This window comes from Acinetobacter sp. ESBL14 (assembly GCF_036668815.1).
Taxonomy (GTDB): Bacteria; Pseudomonadota; Gammaproteobacteria; order Pseudomonadales; family Moraxellaceae; genus Acinetobacter; species Acinetobacter gyllenbergii.
Genome location: NZ_JAZEVS010000005.1, coordinates 259,846 through 276,629 on the forward strand (window position 1 = coordinate 259,846; position 16,784 = coordinate 276,629).

Annotated in this window: 18 protein-coding genes; 9 read left to right on the top strand and 9 right to left on the bottom strand. The window is 41.7% G+C overall.

The window, feature by feature from the left end; translation table 11 throughout:
- The first annotated feature begins 26 nt into the window (after positions 1 to 26).
- From V6E90_RS16355 to V6E90_RS16365, 3 genes are all read left to right on the top strand, one after another.
- A complete protein-coding gene (locus V6E90_RS16355; RefSeq protein WP_332605906.1) occupies positions 27 to 1,460 on the top strand; it encodes a DUF2252 domain-containing protein in 1,434 nt (477 codons plus the stop codon).
- A 58-nt stretch (positions 1,461 to 1,518) separates the two neighbouring features.
- Positions 1,519 to 2,265, top strand: coding sequence for a sporulation protein (locus V6E90_RS16360; protein ID WP_262756977.1), 747 nt, complete (start codon positions 1,519 to 1,521; stop codon positions 2,263 to 2,265).
- Positions 2,266 to 2,337: 72 nt separating this feature from the next.
- The gene (locus V6E90_RS16365; RefSeq protein WP_332605907.1) at positions 2,338 to 3,123 is read left to right on the top strand and encodes a hypothetical protein; all 786 of its coding nucleotides are present in this window, start codon (positions 2,338 to 2,340) and stop codon (positions 3,121 to 3,123) included.
- An 8-nt stretch (positions 3,124 to 3,131) separates the two neighbouring features.
- On the opposite strand, the gene V6E90_RS16370 is transcribed toward V6E90_RS16365, so the two are convergent.
- From V6E90_RS16370 to V6E90_RS16380, 3 genes are all read right to left on the bottom strand, one after another.
- A complete protein-coding gene (locus V6E90_RS16370) occupies positions 3,132 to 3,995 on the bottom strand; it encodes a LysR family transcriptional regulator (protein ID WP_332605909.1) in 864 nt (287 codons plus the stop codon).
- Between the two features lie 21 nt (positions 3,996 to 4,016).
- The gene (locus tag V6E90_RS16375; protein WP_016660478.1) at positions 4,017 to 4,256 is read right to left on the bottom strand and encodes a DUF2061 domain-containing protein; all 240 of its coding nucleotides are present in this window, start codon (positions 4,254 to 4,256) and stop codon (positions 4,017 to 4,019) included.
- A gap of 468 nt (positions 4,257 to 4,724) precedes the next feature.
- Positions 4,725 to 5,390 (bottom strand): hypothetical protein, encoded by a 666-nt coding sequence (locus tag V6E90_RS16380; RefSeq protein ID WP_023270873.1) that lies wholly within the window; start codon positions 5,388 to 5,390, stop codon positions 4,725 to 4,727.
- 269 nt (positions 5,391 to 5,659) lie between these two features.
- On the opposite strand from V6E90_RS16380, the gene leuC reads away from it, so the two are divergent.
- The 4 genes from leuC to leuB all read left to right on the top strand — a co-directional run bounded on the left by leuC (position 5,660) and on the right by leuB (position 9,581).
- Entirely contained in the window at positions 5,660 to 7,078 is a 1,419-nt protein-coding gene (leuC, locus tag V6E90_RS16385) for a 3-isopropylmalate dehydratase large subunit (protein WP_016542412.1), read from the top strand.
- A gap of 12 nt (positions 7,079 to 7,090) precedes the next feature.
- Complete coding sequence (leuD, locus tag V6E90_RS16390) at positions 7,091 to 7,741, top strand: 3-isopropylmalate dehydratase small subunit (protein WP_016542413.1); 651 nt, start codon at positions 7,091 to 7,093, stop codon at positions 7,739 to 7,741.
- A gap of 135 nt (positions 7,742 to 7,876) precedes the next feature.
- Positions 7,877 to 8,452, top strand: coding sequence for a hypothetical protein (locus tag V6E90_RS16395; RefSeq protein WP_004656044.1), 576 nt, complete (start codon positions 7,877 to 7,879; stop codon positions 8,450 to 8,452).
- 49 nt (positions 8,453 to 8,501) lie between these two features.
- Positions 8,502 to 9,581: a 3-isopropylmalate dehydrogenase gene (gene leuB / locus V6E90_RS16400; RefSeq protein WP_016542414.1), complete on the top strand. Its 1,080-nt coding sequence runs from the start codon at positions 8,502 to 8,504 to the stop codon at positions 9,579 to 9,581.
- 54 nt (positions 9,582 to 9,635) lie between these two features.
- On the opposite strand, the gene V6E90_RS16405 is transcribed toward leuB, so the two are convergent.
- Positions 9,636 to 10,034, bottom strand: coding sequence for a hypothetical protein (locus V6E90_RS16405; RefSeq protein ID WP_065343683.1), 399 nt, complete (start codon positions 10,032 to 10,034; stop codon positions 9,636 to 9,638).
- 175 nt (positions 10,035 to 10,209) lie between these two features.
- Between V6E90_RS16405 and V6E90_RS16410 the strand changes: the two genes are divergently transcribed.
- Entirely contained in the window at positions 10,210 to 10,581 is a 372-nt protein-coding gene (locus V6E90_RS16410; protein WP_004656039.1) for a lysozyme inhibitor LprI family protein, read from the top strand.
- Positions 10,582 to 10,643: 62 nt separating this feature from the next.
- On the opposite strand, the gene infA is transcribed toward V6E90_RS16410, so the two are convergent.
- Entirely contained in the window at positions 10,644 to 10,865 is a 222-nt protein-coding gene (gene infA, locus V6E90_RS16415) for a translation initiation factor IF-1 (RefSeq protein WP_001284370.1), read from the bottom strand.
- 229 nt (positions 10,866 to 11,094) lie between these two features.
- Between infA and V6E90_RS16420 the strand changes: the two genes are divergently transcribed.
- A complete protein-coding gene (locus V6E90_RS16420; RefSeq protein ID WP_004656037.1) occupies positions 11,095 to 12,102 on the top strand; it encodes an AraC family transcriptional regulator in 1,008 nt (335 codons plus the stop codon).
- A gap of 46 nt (positions 12,103 to 12,148) precedes the next feature.
- Here V6E90_RS16420 and truA read toward each other — a convergent pair whose 3' ends face one another.
- The 4 genes from truA to V6E90_RS16440 form a co-directional block, all read right to left on the bottom strand.
- On the bottom strand, positions 12,149 to 12,946 hold the full coding sequence (truA, locus tag V6E90_RS16425) for a tRNA pseudouridine(38-40) synthase TruA (RefSeq protein WP_016542416.1): 798 nt from the start codon (positions 12,944 to 12,946) through the stop codon (positions 12,149 to 12,151).
- 15 nt (positions 12,947 to 12,961) lie between these two features.
- A complete protein-coding gene (locus tag V6E90_RS16430) occupies positions 12,962 to 13,930 on the bottom strand; it encodes an asparaginase domain-containing protein (protein WP_332605915.1) in 969 nt (322 codons plus the stop codon).
- A 44-nt stretch (positions 13,931 to 13,974) separates the two neighbouring features.
- Positions 13,975 to 15,231 carry a FimV domain-containing protein gene (locus V6E90_RS16435; RefSeq protein ID WP_332605917.1) on the bottom strand — a complete coding sequence of 419 codons (1,257 nt, stop codon included), beginning with the start codon at positions 15,229 to 15,231 and terminating at the stop codon, positions 13,975 to 13,977.
- Between the two features lie 61 nt (positions 15,232 to 15,292).
- A complete protein-coding gene (locus V6E90_RS16440; RefSeq protein ID WP_332605919.1) occupies positions 15,293 to 16,756 on the bottom strand; it encodes a FimV/HubP-related protein in 1,464 nt (487 codons plus the stop codon).
- Positions 16,757 to 16,784: the final 28 nt, after the last annotated feature.

Here is a 16,784-nt window from a genome sequence, read left to right on the forward strand (position 1 = left end):
ACACTACTGGATTTATAGGGGGTGTTATGCCAAAACAACAAATAAAATTACCAAAACAACTCTGGACCGCAGAGAGTATTGATCTCACACGACATCGTTATCAAGGCAAGCTATTGAGCAAAAGCGAAGGCTTTCAATTAGGTAAGACACAACGAAAAAAAGTTCCACGTGAAAACTTGGCTCAACTTTCAGTACGCCCCAAAGGTACCACGGCGTTAACACTTTATGATTGGAGCAATCAAGGACGCCTAGCACAATTACAGCCGATTCGTGCCAAGCGGATGAGTGTCTCGCCATTTACGTTCTATCGTGGAATGCCTGCATTGATGCTGTTTGACCAAGCATGGGAACAATACAATTCTGGCTTGTTTCAGCAAATTTGTGGCGATTGCCATTTAAGTAACTTTGGCGGTTTTGCCAGTCCTGAACGTAACCTGTTATTCGGTATCAATGACTTTGATGAGACCTTGGTTGCGCCATTTGAGTGGGATTTAAAACGTCTGGTGACCAGTTTTGTGATTGCGGCCAAAGACATTGGCTTGGGAGAGCGCAGTGGTTTAAAAGCCATTAAAACCATGCTGAATAGCTACCGCAAACACTTGCTTGAAAATATGGCCTTATCACCATTGCAAGTTTGGTATGAAAAGGTCGATGCCACGACTTTATTAGAGAACACGGAATGCCGAAAACTCAGGAAGAAACGCGCCAAGCATTTAGATTCAGCTCAAAAACGTAATGCGCATTCAGTATTACCAAAGCTCACTCAACAAGATGCTGAAACTGGGTTTAGACATTTTATTGATGATGCTCCTTTGCTGTGGCATCCCAAAGCCGATGAACCTTTTGCTCAGCAGGTCGATGAATTCTTTCTACGATATCGAGATTCATTGAAATTTGATCGACAGGTGTTGTTTGATCGTTATCAACGGACCGATGTAGCGCTGAAAGTGGTGGGGGTCGGTAGTGTCGGAACCCGTTCAGCGATTGCCTTATTTGAAGATGCAGACCGTGAACCATTGATTTTACAAATGAAAGAAGCCAACCCTTCAATTCTGAGTCCGCTATTTAAAGATAAGGTTGAGCATGAAGGCGAGCGAGTGATTCATGGACAGCAATTGATGCAAGCGGCTAGTGATATTTTCTTGGGCTTTTCCAGCTTAAATCAAGATTTCCATGTGCGTCAGTTACGAGATATGAAAATTTCGGTTGATCTTACTGATATGGATGATGAATATTTTTATGAATATGCGGAAAGCTGTGGTCTCGCTTTAGCCCATGCACATGCCAAAGCCGGCAATGCGGATGTATTGATGGGATATTTAGGTGAAGGCAGTACCATCGTTGAAGTTTTACAGGATTATGCGACCCAGTCAGCTGAACGTAATTTCAATGACTATCAGCAATTTATGAATGCGGTAGCAGATGCTAAGATTCAGCTCGCTGGCGATGATGTCCTTTAATCATAGGCCTGTTAGAACAGATAGAAGAATAGTCTTGATTTGAGAGAAAAAGAGAAAAATGTTTAGTAAAATTATGTCAGGCTTGGGCCTGCAAGGTGTCACTGTTGAAACCCGTTTATTTAATTCGACTTTACAGGCAGGAGAGACGCTACGCGGTGAGATTAACTTTAAAGGTGGCTCAACCGATAAAGATATAAAAGGTCTGTATTTGCAACTGATGACCATGGCGGAGGTCGAGTCTGGTGATCATGAATTTAATCAACCGTTGGTTTTGGATCAGTGGTTAATCAGTTCTAATTTTTCATTGCCGGCAAATCAATCACACCATGTTCCTTTTACCATGGAAATCCCGCATGAAACACCAATCACCGAAGTTGCTTGCCGCCGTAATGCAACACGGGTCTGGATCAATACCCGTCTGGATGTGGATTGGGGCGTAGACGCAACGGATCGTGATTATTTAAGAATCTTGCCAACACCCGCCATGCAAATGTTTTTACAAGCGATGCAGCAATGTGGATTTGTTTTATCGACGGTGGATGTCGAAAAAGGGCAACTCACAGCGCATCACTTTAGATCGACGATTGGCTGCTACCAAGAACTAGAGTTTGTATCTTCAACTATGTTCAGTGGCTTTAATGAGGTTGAAGTGTCTTTTGTTGCTGAAGCGCATCAAACCCATGTCATGCTTGAGATTGACCGCCGTTTCCGCTCAGATCAATTATTGTCGATGACCATTCCGCATCATCTCTTAGATGTCGCTCAGATGACCCAGCAAATTCGCCGTTTATTGCAGATTGGATAAGTCTGCTTCAACCTCCCTTTGGGGAGGTTCTTTTGTCATATTACTGTCATCATTTATTTTTAAGATCAAACCATGAAAATAAAAATAAATCAGGAAGCTCAGACTTCCATCTTGCTCGATACATTATTGCAATTAAAACGACAACAACCGATGATCAAAATGCGATGGATCGCGCTCCCGATCTTGCTTTTGATTTTGATGTACAGTTGGCAGCAACAGCTGTTTACTGCTTGGGTGATCTTGCCCTTTCTATGGTCAGTGATTGTGCTGAATCTTGCCTTGATTGCGCGTTCTAAATCTAAAAAATTACAAAAGATTGAGCAATTCAAATTCGATCCAGTTTTTTGGAATAAATTCAGATTCTATTATCCAGAACTGGGTCTAAAACAACGACAATTGATCGAAGCTGGATTTAAGGACTACTTGGCTTTGCATGTCATGCAAAAACAGGCCTATGCCATGCCTTCACATGCCGTGGATAGCCTATGGCATGTCATGCTGGAATTTCCAAAACAGTATCAAGACTTGTGTGAACAGCTTATTGGTCGACAGCTCCATCATAACCCCTATGATGCGAGCACAACGTCCACACAGCAAACACAACAGTTATTCGCCGCGTGGCGGAACAGTTGCGGTTTACATGCCTATCAGCCAAGAAATACCACGCTATTACCGAGACTGTTTGCGATTGATCAAGCTTTAAATTGGCAGGATGGACAGTATTTTAATATTGAATTGATGACCAAGGATTATGCGCAATACCTGCAAGCACAATCTTCGTCATCCTCGTCAAGCTGCAGCAGTAGCAGCAATAGCTGTAGTAGTTGCAGCAGTTGTGGTGGTGGTGGGGGAGACTAATCCTGAAATTAACCGACATGCATCATACGGATCAGTTCTTCAGCCGCTTTAGACTGAATTCGTGCAGGATGCCAAACCATACCCAGTTGACGTTGCATATCTAGTTTTAAATCGAGTTGTTTTAAATCCTGATTGACTAAGGTTTTTGGCAACACTGACCAGCCGAGACCAATCGAGACCAACATTCGAATGGATTCCAAGGGATTGTTGCTCATGGTGATTTTCGGTTTTAAGCCATTTCGTTCAAATTCAGACAAAGTGATTTGACTGGTATAGGTTTGTGCAGCAGGTAACAAACTTGGGTAGCTAATCAGGTCTTCAAGTTTGAGTTGGGGGTGTTGTGACAAAGGATGGAAGGGCGCAGCCACAAACACCAATGGATCATTCCAGATGGTCACATAATTCAGACGATCATCCCCAACGGGCGGTAGGGTTAAAAATGCCAGTTCCAGTTCACCGGCCAGAACCAGTTCATGTGCTTGTTCTGAATCGACAAAATGCACATCCAAGGTCACTTGGGGATAATGCTGCACAAAGTTCTTCAGCGGTTCAGCCAAATGATGTAAACCAATATGATGACTGGTGCCAATCTTTAAACGGCCTTGCACCTGCGCTTGTTCATGACTCAAGGTATGATGAATTTCCCCTAATTCATTCAGCCAAGTTCGGACTTTAGGTAATAGAGAATGTGCGGCATGAGTAGGTTGAATGCCCCGCCCGGCTGATTCAAACAGTTTGACCCCGAAGTAGTCTTCTAGGCTATGAATCCGCTTCGTGACTGCGGGTTGGGTAATAAATAATTGTTCTGCTGCGATAGAAATTGAACCGGTTTCCATGACTTTAACAAATGCTTCAAAAGCAGCGAGATTCATACAAAAGTATCCAAAGAAATTTTAAAGCTGTTGAGTATCTTTATTTAATTTAAATTCGAAATGATTCCAAATTTTCTCATGAAAGAAAAAAGCAAAGGCTTGTACTGTTGGTTCAAGCAAACTTAAGGTTGCTGCAATCCAAAAGTTTCCTGTAATCACATAAGCAACCATCATTGCCACACTAATATGTACAATATAATAACTTAAAGTTTTTTTAAAAGTTCGACGATTGTTATGTACAAATTTTTGAATACGAGTCATGGGAATGCCCTTAAGAAGCTCTATTAATGTAAATAATAATCATTATCGAATAAAATGTAAAAAAGAAATTTCAATTTAGGACGATTGGATTTATAAATCGTGAAATGATTCATTTAAATAAGTAGCTCAAAACCAGAGCACGTATGAAATGTGCTCAGCGAAGATGATTTAAATTTTTTTTATTTAATGAGATGATCAAGATCTAAAATTTCAATTTATCATTCCTAAAAGTTTATTAATTTATAAAAATGATAAATTAGATTTATGTGAAGCGATTGCTATAATCAATTTAAGATCAAAATACTCAGACCAATGGCAAGCACGGTGGAGGGTGACGATATGGCTGGCAAGACTCAAACAGATAAAACTTTGTATGACAAGTTATAGGATGATCATTCAGTTAAGGGGGATTCTATCTGTATCAGGCTAACCCAAACGAGTGCTTTGGGCTAGCGTTAATATGAAATTTTAGATTGAGCTTAAAGCATTTGTTTTAAACTCGCTGATACAGGCATCTGCATGTGATTTAAGTGCGGCCTTTAATACAGCAGCATTATTAGCAATTAACTGGTCATAAGATGGTGAGTTCTCTTTGTCGTCTTGGTTTTTTGAACAACTGCTTTCAGCAAGGACTTTTTGATTCTTCGTATCAATCAATCTTAGTTTTGCAGCGTATAAAACTTTATAGTTATTCCAATCTGAAATGTAGTAAATAGACTGCCAGTGTGTGGTTTGGACGTCGAGTAAAAGATCTGCGCCTTTGTATTGTTCAGCAAGTGTCTTAACATTATTCGTTGTAGTTTTAGATGTGCTTGTTGTGATATTCGTTATCCCTAGCTGACTCTCTAGTGTTTTCGATAGCTCGTTAGCGATATAGATTGAGGGATCTTCTACCTGATTTTCGTTAATGATCTTGTTACCACTAGATATCTGAGCAGCCACTCCAAGAAGAGCAAACTGTACATTTAATGCTGTAGTTGCAAGGAAAGGTGGTTTCTCTCGTTTAGAGATAATCACGGATGTTGGATTTGATGCTTTTACAGCATTTATATTCAGTTTTTGGGTTTGGGTGCTTGCACATCCAGTTAATAGAGCTATAAAGATAAGAATAGATGGGAATATCACTTTCTGCATTGATTTTGTATCCTAAGGTATGAGTTGTTTTATATATTTGTGAAATATTATATAAAATTAGTTATTTTGCGGATAGCTATTTTATGAATTATTCAAAAGGTATTCGTATCTTATAAAGTACATTAAGTTTATCAAGGGAATTGAAAATCATTCCTAAAAGTTTGTTAATTTATAAAAATGATAAATTAGATTTATGTGAAAGCATCGCTATAATCAATTTAAGATCAAAAATACCCAGACCAATGGCAAGCACGATGGAGGGCGACGACATGGCAGGCAAAACATTATATGACAAATTATGGGATGACCATTTAGTAAAACAACGCGATGATGGTTCGAGCTTAATTTATATCGACCGCCATTTATTACATGAAGTGACCAGCCCTCAGGCTTTCGAAGGCTTACAGCTTGCCGATCGCCAACCTTGGCGTTTAAGTGCTAACGTTGCAACACCTGACCATAACGTACCAACCTCTAAAAAAGAGCGTGAACAGGGCATCGCAGGGATTGAAGATGATACCTCTCGTATTCAGGTACAAACCTTAGATGACAACTGTAAAAGCTTTAATATCGTTGAGTTCGGGATTAATGATATCCGTCAAGGTATTGCCCACGTGGTTGGCCCAGAACAAGGTTTAACTTTGCCGGGAATGACCGTGGTCTGTGGTGACTCGCATACAGCGACACATGGTGCTTTTGGCTGTTTGGCACATGGTATCGGGACGTCAGAGGTGGAACATGTGTTGGCAACGCAGTGTTTGGTACAGAAGAAGTCGAAAAACATGTTGGTGCGTGTTGATGGCGTATTAGGTACTGGTGTCACTTCAAAAGATGTGGTGTTAGCTATTATTGGCAAAATTGGGACTGCGGGCGGTACAGGTTATGCCATTGAGTTTGGTGGCCAAGTGTTCCGTGATATGTCGATTGAAGGTCGTATGACTGTATGTAATATGGCGATCGAAGCGGGTGCTCGAGTGGGTATGGTTGCAGTCGATGATAAAACTATTGCCTATGTCAAAGATCGTAACTATGCACCAAAAGGTGAACAGTGGGATCAAGCGGTTGAATACTGGAATACCTTACATTCAGACGAAGATGCCGTATTTGATGCGGTGGTGGTTTTGAATGGTGCAGAGATTGAGCCACAAGTGTCTTGGGGAACTTCTCCTGAAATGGTGATTCCTGTTTCACAAGCAGTACCGACTTTAGAACAAGCCAAAGATGATGTACAACGCAATGACTGGACCCGTGCGTATCAATATATGGGCTTAACTGCAGGTCAAGCTTTGGCTGATATTCAGTTAGACCGCGTTTTCATTGGTTCATGTACCAACTCGCGGATTGAAGATATTCGTGCAGCAGCCGATGTGGTAAAAGGCCGTAAGGTTGCGTCGAGCATCAAGCAGGCGATGATCGTGCCAGGTTCGGGCTTGGTAAAACAGCAAGCCGAACAAGAAGGTTTAGATCAAATCTTCTTGGCAGCAGGTTTTGAATGGCGCGAACCAGGTTGTTCGATGTGCTTAGCAATGAATGCAGATAAATTACAGCCGGGCGAGCATTGTGCTTCGACCTCAAACCGTAATTTTGAAGGTCGTCAAGGTAACGGCGGACGTACCCATTTGGTCAGCCCAGCGATGGCAGCCGCAGCCGCGATTGCAGGTCATTTTGTTGATGTTCGTTCATTCTAAAGGAGCACAAGCATGGAAAAATATACTGTAGAGCAAGGTATTGTTGGGCCTTTAGATCGTGCCAATGTCGATACCGATTTAATCATTCCAAAACAGTTTTTAAAGTCGATTAAACGTACAGGGTTTGGCGATAACTTATTTGATGAATTGCGTTATTTGGATGAAGGTTATTTAGGTCAAGATATTAGTAAACGCCCAAAGAATCCTGACTTCGTGTTAAATCAACCGCGTTATCAAGGTTCAAGTATTTTATTGGCACGGACCAATTTTGGTTGTGGCTCTAGCCGTGAGCATGCGCCGTGGGCATTGAATGAATATGGTTTCCGTACCGTCATTGCGCCAAGCTTTGCTGATATTTTCTTTAATAACTGTTTTAAAAATGGCATGTTACCTGTGATTTTATCTGAACAGGTGGTGGATCAGTTATTTAAGGAATGTGCTGAGAATGAGGGCTATCAGTTAACAATTGATTTAGAGGCTCAGGAAGTTCGAACCCCAACGGGTGAAGCATTTAAATTTGAAATTGATCCATTCCGTAAGCACTGTTTATTGAATGGTTTGGATGATATCGGTTTAACTTTACAAGTGGCAGATGATATTCGTGCTTTTGAAGCAAAGGCGAAACAAGCACGTCCATGGGTGTTTCAAGAGATCCAAGCCTAGGTTTGGATCAGGGAAATTACACTAGGTTTTAGACATTTTTAACATAGGCGTAGCGCAGAGATTGAACTCTTGTTAACATGCTAGCGGATAATATTTTGCTTACATGTTACAAGACATGAGGACTGGGCTTGAATAATGAAAAGAAGACTCGCTCGCAGTATTTTACTGTGTCTAGGCGCTGTTACGACTTTGACTGCGTGTCAAAATGCACCCAATGTGGTGGATCAAGTTCGTATTGCACAGAACACATTGGAAAGTAAGGCGGACAACACAACTTTATATTGTTCAGGTGTTGAGAATTGTGAGTTTGAACGTATTGGTGATATCGATGTCATTGATGCAAAGACTCATCGGATTAGCCAAAAGGCAATGGAACGCGGTATTGTACGCTTACATGGCTCAGTATTTAGCCGCAAACAGCAGGTCTATTTAAGTGTGCCAGCCAAGCAATACGAAGTCGTGATTCGCTTCTATCCTATTTCTCCTGACCGTTCCGAAACTTTCCATGTGATTCATGCATTTAAACCGCATGTGCGCTATACCTTTAAAATGTACCGAGATCGAACACGTCGTTCAGGTAGTTTGCTTAATGTTTCCGTACCTGATCCATTGTGTGTGGATTTACAGCAAGAGCAACACACCATTCGCCGTTTCTGCCGTCCATTTGACGTCAGTACCGGTTTAGGTGAGTTTGTTGAGAAAAAGGTTTAATTGGCTCGCAGTGTTATCGCTGCACATAGGAAAATTGGAAGAAGAATAGATGTCTAAGCATATTTTAATTTTAGCGGGTGATGGCATTGGTCCTGAAATCGTAGCTGCTGCTGAAAAGGTTTTAACCAAGGTCAATGATAAATTTAATTTAGCTTTGACATGGGAACATGGTTTGCTTGGTGGTTCTGCAATTGATACACATGGCGAACCCTATCCTGCTGTGACCAGCGAACAGGCGAAAAAAGCCGATGCGATTTTATTGGGTGCGGTTGGTGGTCCGAAGTGGGATAGCATTGAGCGTTCAATCCGTCCCGAACGCGGTTTGTTAAAAATTCGTAGTGAACTCAATCTATTTGCCAATTTACGCCCTGCGATTTTGTATCCACAATTGGCAGATGCATCGAGCTTAAAACCTGAAATCGTTGCTGGCCTTGATATTCTGATTGTTCGTGAATTAACGGGGGGGATCTATTTTGGTCAACCACGTGGTATTCGTGAACTCGAAAATGGTGAGAAACAAGGCTATAACACTGACGTCTATTCAGAAAGTGAAATCAAACGTATCGCCAAAGTCGCTTTTGAGTTGGCTGGATTGCGTGGTGGCAAGGTCTGTTCGGTGGATAAGGCCAACGTTCTTGAAGTAACTGAGTTGTGGAAGCAAACCGTCACTGACCTACAGCAAGCACAGTATTCAAATATCCAGTTATCGCATATGTATGTGGATAATGCGGCAATGCAATTGGTGCGTGCACCAAAGCAATTTGATGTCATCGTCACAGGCAATTTATTTGGTGATATCTTGTCTGACGAAGCAGCGATGTTGACCGGTTCGATTGGGATGTTGCCATCGGCGTCTTTAGATGAAAATGGCAAAGGCATGTATGAACCATGTCATGGTTCTGCGCCAGATATCGCAGGTCAAAATATTGCCAATCCATTGGCGACGGTGCTTTCAGTGGCGATGATGCTGCGCTATACCTTCCGTGAGGAAGCGGCTGCAAAAGCAATTGAAGATGCGGTCGGTCAAGTTTTAGACCAAGGTTTACGTACCGCCGATATTATGTCTGAAGGCATGAACAAAGTCGGGACAGATGCGATGGGTGAAGCTGTGGTTGCAGCATTAAACTAAGCACTGAAGTCTATAAAAAAACGCAGCAATAGCTGCGTTTTTTTATTGCTTTGATTAGCAGGCTTTACCTTCATAACGAATAGATCGTGCGATTTGTTGCTGATCAAGCTCAAAAATAATATGGCATTTTAAGTTCAGATCATAAGCACTGCCTGCATTGCCAGCACTTTGAATCGGAATATTCTGAGCGCCAAGTTCGGTTGATTGTGCTATCGGAATTGGGATACGGATGGGACGAATCACGGTATAAATCAGTTGATTATTTTGCTTAACTGGTCGGGCCAATGTTTGGAAACCTAAGGGTTTTAAGTCGAGCTGTTGCTGGATGGTGTTCGCAGATTGCCCAATAAACGGCTTTAGATAGTCGGGCAGGCTTATATTTGGCTGCTTTGATGTCGCACAAGCTTGTAAACCGAGAAGTGTACAGAACAACAGATACTTATAATTTTTCATTATGATCATCCTTTATCTTTTTGATCTTTTTTTATTCAATGGCAAAAGTGCAGGAGTGTCGAGAGCATTTCTGTGAATTGCTAAAAAGATACAATCTTGTCTACTTTTGGGCAATGTTCAAGCCCAGAAAAATATGCTTAGATAATGATGATAATTAAGCGATTTGGACAACTTCATGCGCAAAATAATATTTGGCTTGATCTGTGGGGCAATGGCAACTTTGAGCTATGCTGATAACTGCGAAAATGCCCGTAATACTTATGATGATATCTACTGCACCAATAAAATTTTTGCTAGTGCAGATGCTGATTTAAATAAAAACTATCAGCAATTACGCAAACAACTGAGTGATACACAACAAAAAATTTTGAAAAAATCACAACTGGCGTGGATTCGCCATCGTGATGCAGAGTGTAGTGATGACTCCAAAAGTACGGTTTATGTGCAATGCCAATTGAATGCAACGCAAGAACGCAACAACTGGCTGCAAGAACGTATCCGTGAATGTCAGACAGTGGGCTGTAAAACGACACGCCTGAGTGAATAAACGTTCGCATGAATAATAAAAAAAGCCACATAATGTGGCTTTTTTGCATTCACTAATCTGACTTAGCGTGCACGATAAGTGATACGACCCTTCGTCAAATCATAAGGCGTCATTTCAACTTTAACACTGTCACCTGTCAAAATACGAATATAGTGTTTACGCATTTTACCAGAAATGTGAGCAATAACTTCGTGACCGTTTTCTAAACGTACACGGAACATCGTATTAGGAAGCGTTTCGGTGACAACGCCTTCGAACTCAATGAGTTCCTCTTTATTGGCCATAGCCTACCTGAGATCAAATTGGGAAGGCGCAAATTATAGTCAATTTATTTAAAATTTACAAGATCAAGTCGGTGAGAGGCTGTCAGATATTAACCGAAAGAAACTGTCAGACAATCTTGGAATTTTTTTAACAAAATAAGCAGAATATTGTTGTCAGTTTGGTCAATCAACGTTAATCTAAAATTGTTGTTCATTGTCATAATAACGTATCTACAGGGAAGGGCACTGCGTGGGTCAGCTAACAGATGCATCAGTTGTATTGCGCTTTGGTTATCAGGCAATTCGTAAAGCAGGATTACCAACTGAAGAGATTTTAACAAAGGCCGGTGTAGCATTAAATCAGGTGGATACCAATGCAAGAACGCCGTTAAGTGCACAAAATGCATTTTGGATTGCTGCACAGGATGTCAGTAATGATCCTGATATTGGGCTACATCTGGGTGAGCATTTACCGTTATATCGTGGTCAAGTCATTGAACATCTCTTTATCAGCAGTGAAACCTTTGGCGAAGGCTTGAAGCGTGCTTTGGCCTATCAACGTCTGATCAGTGATGCTTTTGACGCCAAACTGGTGATTGAAGATGGTCGCTGCTATTTAAGCAATGGCGAACAGTATTGGCCAGATAATTTAGTTAACCGTCATTTCTCTGAATGTGCCATGTCAGGCATTTTACGTTTCTTTAAATTTATTACTGAAGGTCAGTTTCACCCAATTTATATTGATTTTAACTTCAATGAGGGTGCTGCTGATGACGAATACTTTAGAGTCTATGGTTGTCCAGTGAGCCTGGGGCAAAAAGAAACCCGTCTTTATTTTGATGCCGCTGTACTGGATTATCCGTTATGGCAAGCAGAACCTGAGTTATTGCAATTGCATGAGCAATTGGCGATTGAAAAATTACAAGAACTAGCACGTTATGATTTAGTGGGTGAAGTGCGCCGTGCCATTGGTTCAACTCTTGAAAGTGGTGAAACCACATTGGAGACAGTGGCGGCACAGTTGAATATCACGCCACGTCGTTTAAGAACCCAGCTCAGCGAAGCCAATACCAGCTTCCAGCAAATTCTTTCGGATTATCGTTGCCGTTTAGCGAAAAAGCTATTAGCAAATACCAATGAAAGTGTAGAACGTATTGTGTATTTAACGGGTTTCTCTGAACCAAGTACCTTCTATCGCGCCTTTAAGCGCTGGACCAATGAAACGCCTGTTGAATATCGTAAGCGTAAACAACGTTAATTGGTTGCAAATAAAAAAGGCCTTATCACAGTGATAAGGCCTTTTATTATTCAGCTAAATTCAACCAGTGTGGCCCTAAAGGTAGCTGAGGTAAGTCGAATTCATCAGGATAATAAGACTGAATAAAATATAAACCATCAGGTGGCGCGGTAATACCTGCAGCGGTACGATCTTCTGCGGCAAACATGGTATCAATATGATCGATTTCATACAGACCTTGCCCAATTTCAAGCAGGCAGCCCATGATATTACGCACCATATGGTGCAAGAAGCCATCTGCCTGAATGTCTAAGACCAGATAGCGCCCATGTTCAAATAGGCGGCAGTGTTTTACGTGGCGTACTGGCTGATTGGATTGACAGGCTGCGGCGCGGAAAGTTTCAAAATTATGCGTACCCTCAAATTTTGCTGCCGCGGCAATCATCTTTTGCACATCAAGGGTTTGATAAAGATGGGTGACCTGCTTATGTAGTAAGGCTGGGCGAGTCGGAGCGTTATACACCACATAGCGGTAACGGCGGGCCACTGCTTTAAAGCGTGCATGAAAATTTTCATCCATGCATTTAATCCATTGGATTGAAATATCTTTGGGCAGTTGACTGTTGGCACCACGAATCCAGCCTTGCTCTGGGCGAATAGCTTCAGTGTCGAAATGCGCCACCATATTGGTCGCATGTACACCAGCATCCGTTCGTCCAGCACCATGCAACATAATCGGTTGATTGGCAATACGACTCAGCACTTTTTCTAGGGTTTCCTGAACAGTGATAACGCCAGCCTGTTGGGTTTGCCAACCACGGTATTGAGTACCGCAAAATTCAATACCGATTGCATAACGTTGCATGTTCTAACCTCAGAATTAATGTTGATGCCAATGTTCGAACCACTGTTCGTGGGTCGGATATTTTAAATACATTTGCAAGACTTTTGCATATAAATCGGCATGGCTATGACAATCATTGACTAAAACTTTGGCGGATTGAATCCATGAACTGACAGCATAGCGTTGGTCAATTTGCCCAAAGGTCACTTGCGTACTAATAATCGGCAAACATTGTTTCTGATAAAGTTGTTCAAACAGTGCCAGAATTTCATCATTCACAGCAATATTGCCAGTACCAAAGCCTTGCAGAATCAAAAAATCGGGTGGGCTAAGCAGAAGATTGTTTAACTGCAAAATAAATTGTTGTTTCGCAATCGGCTGCAACATCAAATTCAAGATACTGAGTTGAGCGGCTTGATCAATCTGTTGATTTTGGACAATAAGCGCATCTGCAGTGGTGTCACAGCGCTGGTCTGCTTTGATGCCAACAAAAGCATCTAATTCAGTGGTATGGGCTTTTAAAGTACTTTGTGCATGAAAGACTTGCTCATGGAAGGCAAGATAAACACCACTCGGTAAGGCAAGCACTTGCTCCAGTGCTAAATACAGATTACCAATTGCATCGGTGAATTCACGGGTATCGTTGCCTTCAATATTCAATAATGGGTATTGGCTGCCCGTAATGATGGCATGGCAAGAATGGCCTAAAAAACGTGCCAGTGTTGCAGCAGCATAGCTTAAGGTGTCTGTCCCATGAATGATGACAAAATGCTGAAAGCCATTGAGTTGTAATTGTTGGATTTGTTGTACCAATTGCAACCAATCGGTTGCGGTACAGGCACTGCTGTCTTTAATGCTGGGCGCAGCAAAACATTCAACCTGTAAATGTGCTGGAATCACCTTCGCTAATAAAGGCAAAAAATCCTGTTCAGGCATTGGCATCAAGGGTTCGCCAATACAACCAAACGTCCCACCCATATAAATTAAAGCGATTGTTTTCATCATAAAAAAAGCAGTCTGAGAGACTGCTTATATTAGACTGATCAAATTCAGGAAGCTATTTTATTCAGTAAATTTTCTGAACGTTGCTGTTGTTCTGCATTGAATGCCTGATTGTTTTTTAACAACTCACGTGCAGAATCATAGGCACCTAGTTCAATATACTGCTCTGCAAGCTCTAAATTCAGTTGGGCTTCATCAAGCTGTTGTAGATCAGGGAAAGACTGTACCAATGGGTCATGAATCGCAATCGTTGCTGACGGTGCAGTAACAGGAGCGATCGGCTCAGGTGGTGTTTCAACTGCGGCAGGTTCAGCAACATCAAATGAAAACGCTGCGGTTTCAAGTGACGTAGGTTGTTCAGTTTTTGCTACAGTAGGTTCAAAGTTAAAATCTAGGCTTGGTGCCGTTTCTTCTACAGGTGCTTTTTCTTCAATCGGTTGAGACGCAACTTCTAAATTGGTAAAGTTAAAGTCAAGCGCTGGTTTTGCCTCTTCAACTTTTGCTTCTTCAATACTTGGCGGCGTTGTTGGTTCTAAGTTAAATGAAAACTCAAGTGGAGGCTGTTCTTTGCTCTCAGGTGCTTCAACTGGGGCAGGTGCAGCTTCAGGAGTTGGCTTCTGCTCAAAGGAGAAATTAAAGTCTAAAGGCTGAATTTCAGGCGCTGCCTCTACAGGTTTGGTTTCTTCTGCAGGTGCTGCATATTCAGACTGCAAGTCATCAAATGATTGTGCTGCTGGGGCTTGAACCAGTGCATCAAAGTCCGCAACATTATTTTGAATTTGGGGCTCAGCAGCTGCAGATGGTTGCTGAAAATGATGAGATGCTAAATTAAAATCAATGGAATCAGGTTGTTTGTTTTGTTCGTATTCACGATGTTTAGCTTCAGCTGCTTGTGCAATATCTTCAAGTTTCAAGGCATGAATATGTTTGATCAATTGATCAATTGCCAAATCATCTTTTTGCTTTAAATGAATATCAAGTAAATACAGATACAGTTCGTGTTGAGCGTTATCTTGCTTTAGGGCCTGATTGATTTGTGCTTCGGCAGACTGGAAATTACCGTTTTGAATTTGTTGTTCAAGTTTCTGGCGCAAACTTTCAGAAATTTCAGTCGTGGTTGGAGGGGCATATTCCTGTTCCTCACGGACTAATGTGGTTCGTGAAGCAGATCGTGTCGCTGCTTTTTTTGCCGTTTTGCTGGCACCTTTTTTCGGTGCAGCATTGGCTTGATTGCTTTCACGTTTTTTTAAAACGATGGCGACAATCAGTACAATGACCAGCAGTACAATGATTATAGTTGACATGATCTATACCCCTTAAAGATAGAGCCGCTTTTATGCAAATTTATGAGAATATTCTCGCAACCTAGCGTGTTGGCTTTTTAGTGTCCTGTTGCGCTTTCAACTGATCTTGCAGTTCGGCAAGCCGTGCATTCAACAGCTGAATACGTTGTTCCTTGTGACGTAGTGCCAATTCTAACTGTGTTACGTTTCTTTGTAATGTAACGGTTTTTTCTCGTGCTGTCATAACTTTTAATGATAAGTCAGCACTGGTTTTTTGCTGTAATGTGTCTTTCTTGGCACTTCCTGTACTGGAATCTTGATGACTTTCAGCCACCAGAGACATTTCAGCTTGTTGCAAACGATATTTCGTTTTTCCAGTGGTCGGACGTTGTGTTTGCGCCGCAATTTGCTGGGTATTTTTATTTTGCTGTACGGACGTTGCTGTAAGATTAAAGTTTAAATGAGAGCCTTGTCTGAGTCGATTGGCATTTCCCCCAATAAAGGCGTGTTCATTTTGTGCTTTAATCTGATTCATGACCTGAGCAACAGGCTGTTGTGTTTGTCCCGCAATGCGTTGCGCAATACTCCATAAAGATTCATTGCGTTGCACCAAATGCTGTTGAGGCTTGTCATTGTTTGGCGCTGAATTTGTAGCAGGCTTTTTCTTGGTGGCCTGAACCGTTTCTTGAACTTGTTCCTGTGTTTTAGTTTTTTCTTTGGTTTCGATCGGTTTAAGCTCAGCTACTTTTAATTCCTCATCCAATGCTGCATTTTGCTTGGTGCTGGTCGTCGCATTCGCAGTTTGAGTATCTTCCTGTTTCATTGGAGTTGCCGCTAGCGGCTGTTTTACAGTATCAGCGACGGGTGTTACGGGCTGTGATGGGGGAGCAGCAGTGGTTACAGCCTCTACTTTAACTGGTGCAGCAATTGCAACTGCACTGGCGGCTGTTGCTGTCGAATTTGGTTTTGATGTTTCTAACACAGGTGGCAGCGTAAAAGGTGCATTCAACAGCGTTTCTTGTTTTAAATTCTGTGGCTGCGGATTTGGATTCGCAACATTAAAGCGGGTACTTTCAGGTAGGTTTAAAGCGATATCTTTTTCACTGACAATAAATTTGGGTGTCAATGATTGTTCATTGGCATTCTTTGCGATCGGTGCTTTGGCAATTTGACGCATGGGTTGGCGAATATGCTTTAGATGAGATGCACCGTCTTCCTGAATTTTTAAAATAATATTTAGCTCAGCATCCGTTATTGGACGGGATGAAGTAATGACGATAACCCCTTCACCTTGGTTGTTTCGACGGGTAAAAAAATTCAGGCTGGATGGTGGCTGGTGTGCAGCGCCAAGCATCAGTAAATCTTCAGGCGTTGCTAAACTCACATCTAATTTGGAGTTGGCATCTGCCTGATGAAAGCTCATTTCTGCATACAAAAGTTCGCCGGGTGCAGACTGGATTTGAATTGGATCAAGTGTAATTGCATAAAGGTGTTGTGAAGAAATGATGGCTAAAATGGCAATTTTTAATTTGTTATAAACAGTCATCTCGATCCATGAAAAAGTGATGTTATCG

Bases quoted from the DNA above. Each gene is read 5' to 3' on its own strand.
- V6E90_RS16375 (WP_016660478.1), bottom strand. From the start codon at position 4,256: ATGACTCGTATTCAAAAATTTGTACATAACAATCGTCGAACTTTTAAA.
- V6E90_RS16435 (WP_332605917.1), bottom strand. From the start codon at position 15,231: ATGTCAACTATAATCATTGTACTGCTGGTCATTGTACTGATTGTCGCC.
- leuD (WP_016542413.1), top strand. From the start codon at position 7,091: ATGGAAAAATATACTGTAGAGCAAGGTATTGTTGGGCCTTTAGATCGT.
- V6E90_RS16395 (WP_004656044.1), top strand. From the start codon at position 7,877: ATGAAAAGAAGACTCGCTCGCAGTATTTTACTGTGTCTAGGCGCTGTT.
- V6E90_RS16430 (WP_332605915.1), bottom strand. From the start codon at position 13,930: ATGATGAAAACAATCGCTTTAATTTATATGGGTGGGACGTTTGGTTGT.
- leuC (WP_016542412.1), top strand. From the start codon at position 5,660: ATGGCAGGCAAAACATTATATGACAAATTATGGGATGACCATTTAGTA.
- V6E90_RS16365 (WP_332605907.1), top strand. From the start codon at position 2,338: ATGAAAATAAAAATAAATCAGGAAGCTCAGACTTCCATCTTGCTCGAT.
- V6E90_RS16405 (WP_065343683.1), bottom strand. From the start codon at position 10,034: ATGAAAAATTATAAGTATCTGTTGTTCTGTACACTTCTCGGTTTACAA.
- V6E90_RS16355 (WP_332605906.1), top strand. From the start codon at position 27: ATGCCAAAACAACAAATAAAATTACCAAAACAACTCTGGACCGCAGAG.
- truA (WP_016542416.1), bottom strand. From the start codon at position 12,946: ATGCAACGTTATGCAATCGGTATTGAATTTTGCGGTACTCAATACCGT.
- V6E90_RS16440 (WP_332605919.1), bottom strand. From the start codon at position 16,756: ATGACTGTTTATAACAAATTAAAAATTGCCATTTTAGCCATCATTTCT.
- V6E90_RS16410 (WP_004656039.1), top strand. From the start codon at position 10,210: ATGCGCAAAATAATATTTGGCTTGATCTGTGGGGCAATGGCAACTTTG.
- V6E90_RS16360 (WP_262756977.1), top strand. From the start codon at position 1,519: ATGTTTAGTAAAATTATGTCAGGCTTGGGCCTGCAAGGTGTCACTGTT.
- leuB (WP_016542414.1), top strand. From the start codon at position 8,502: ATGTCTAAGCATATTTTAATTTTAGCGGGTGATGGCATTGGTCCTGAA.
- V6E90_RS16370 (WP_332605909.1), bottom strand. From the start codon at position 3,995: ATGAATCTCGCTGCTTTTGAAGCATTTGTTAAAGTCATGGAAACCGGT.
- infA (WP_001284370.1), bottom strand. From the start codon at position 10,865: ATGGCCAATAAAGAGGAACTCATTGAGTTCGAAGGCGTTGTCACCGAA.
- V6E90_RS16380 (WP_023270873.1), bottom strand. From the start codon at position 5,390: ATGCAGAAAGTGATATTCCCATCTATTCTTATCTTTATAGCTCTATTA.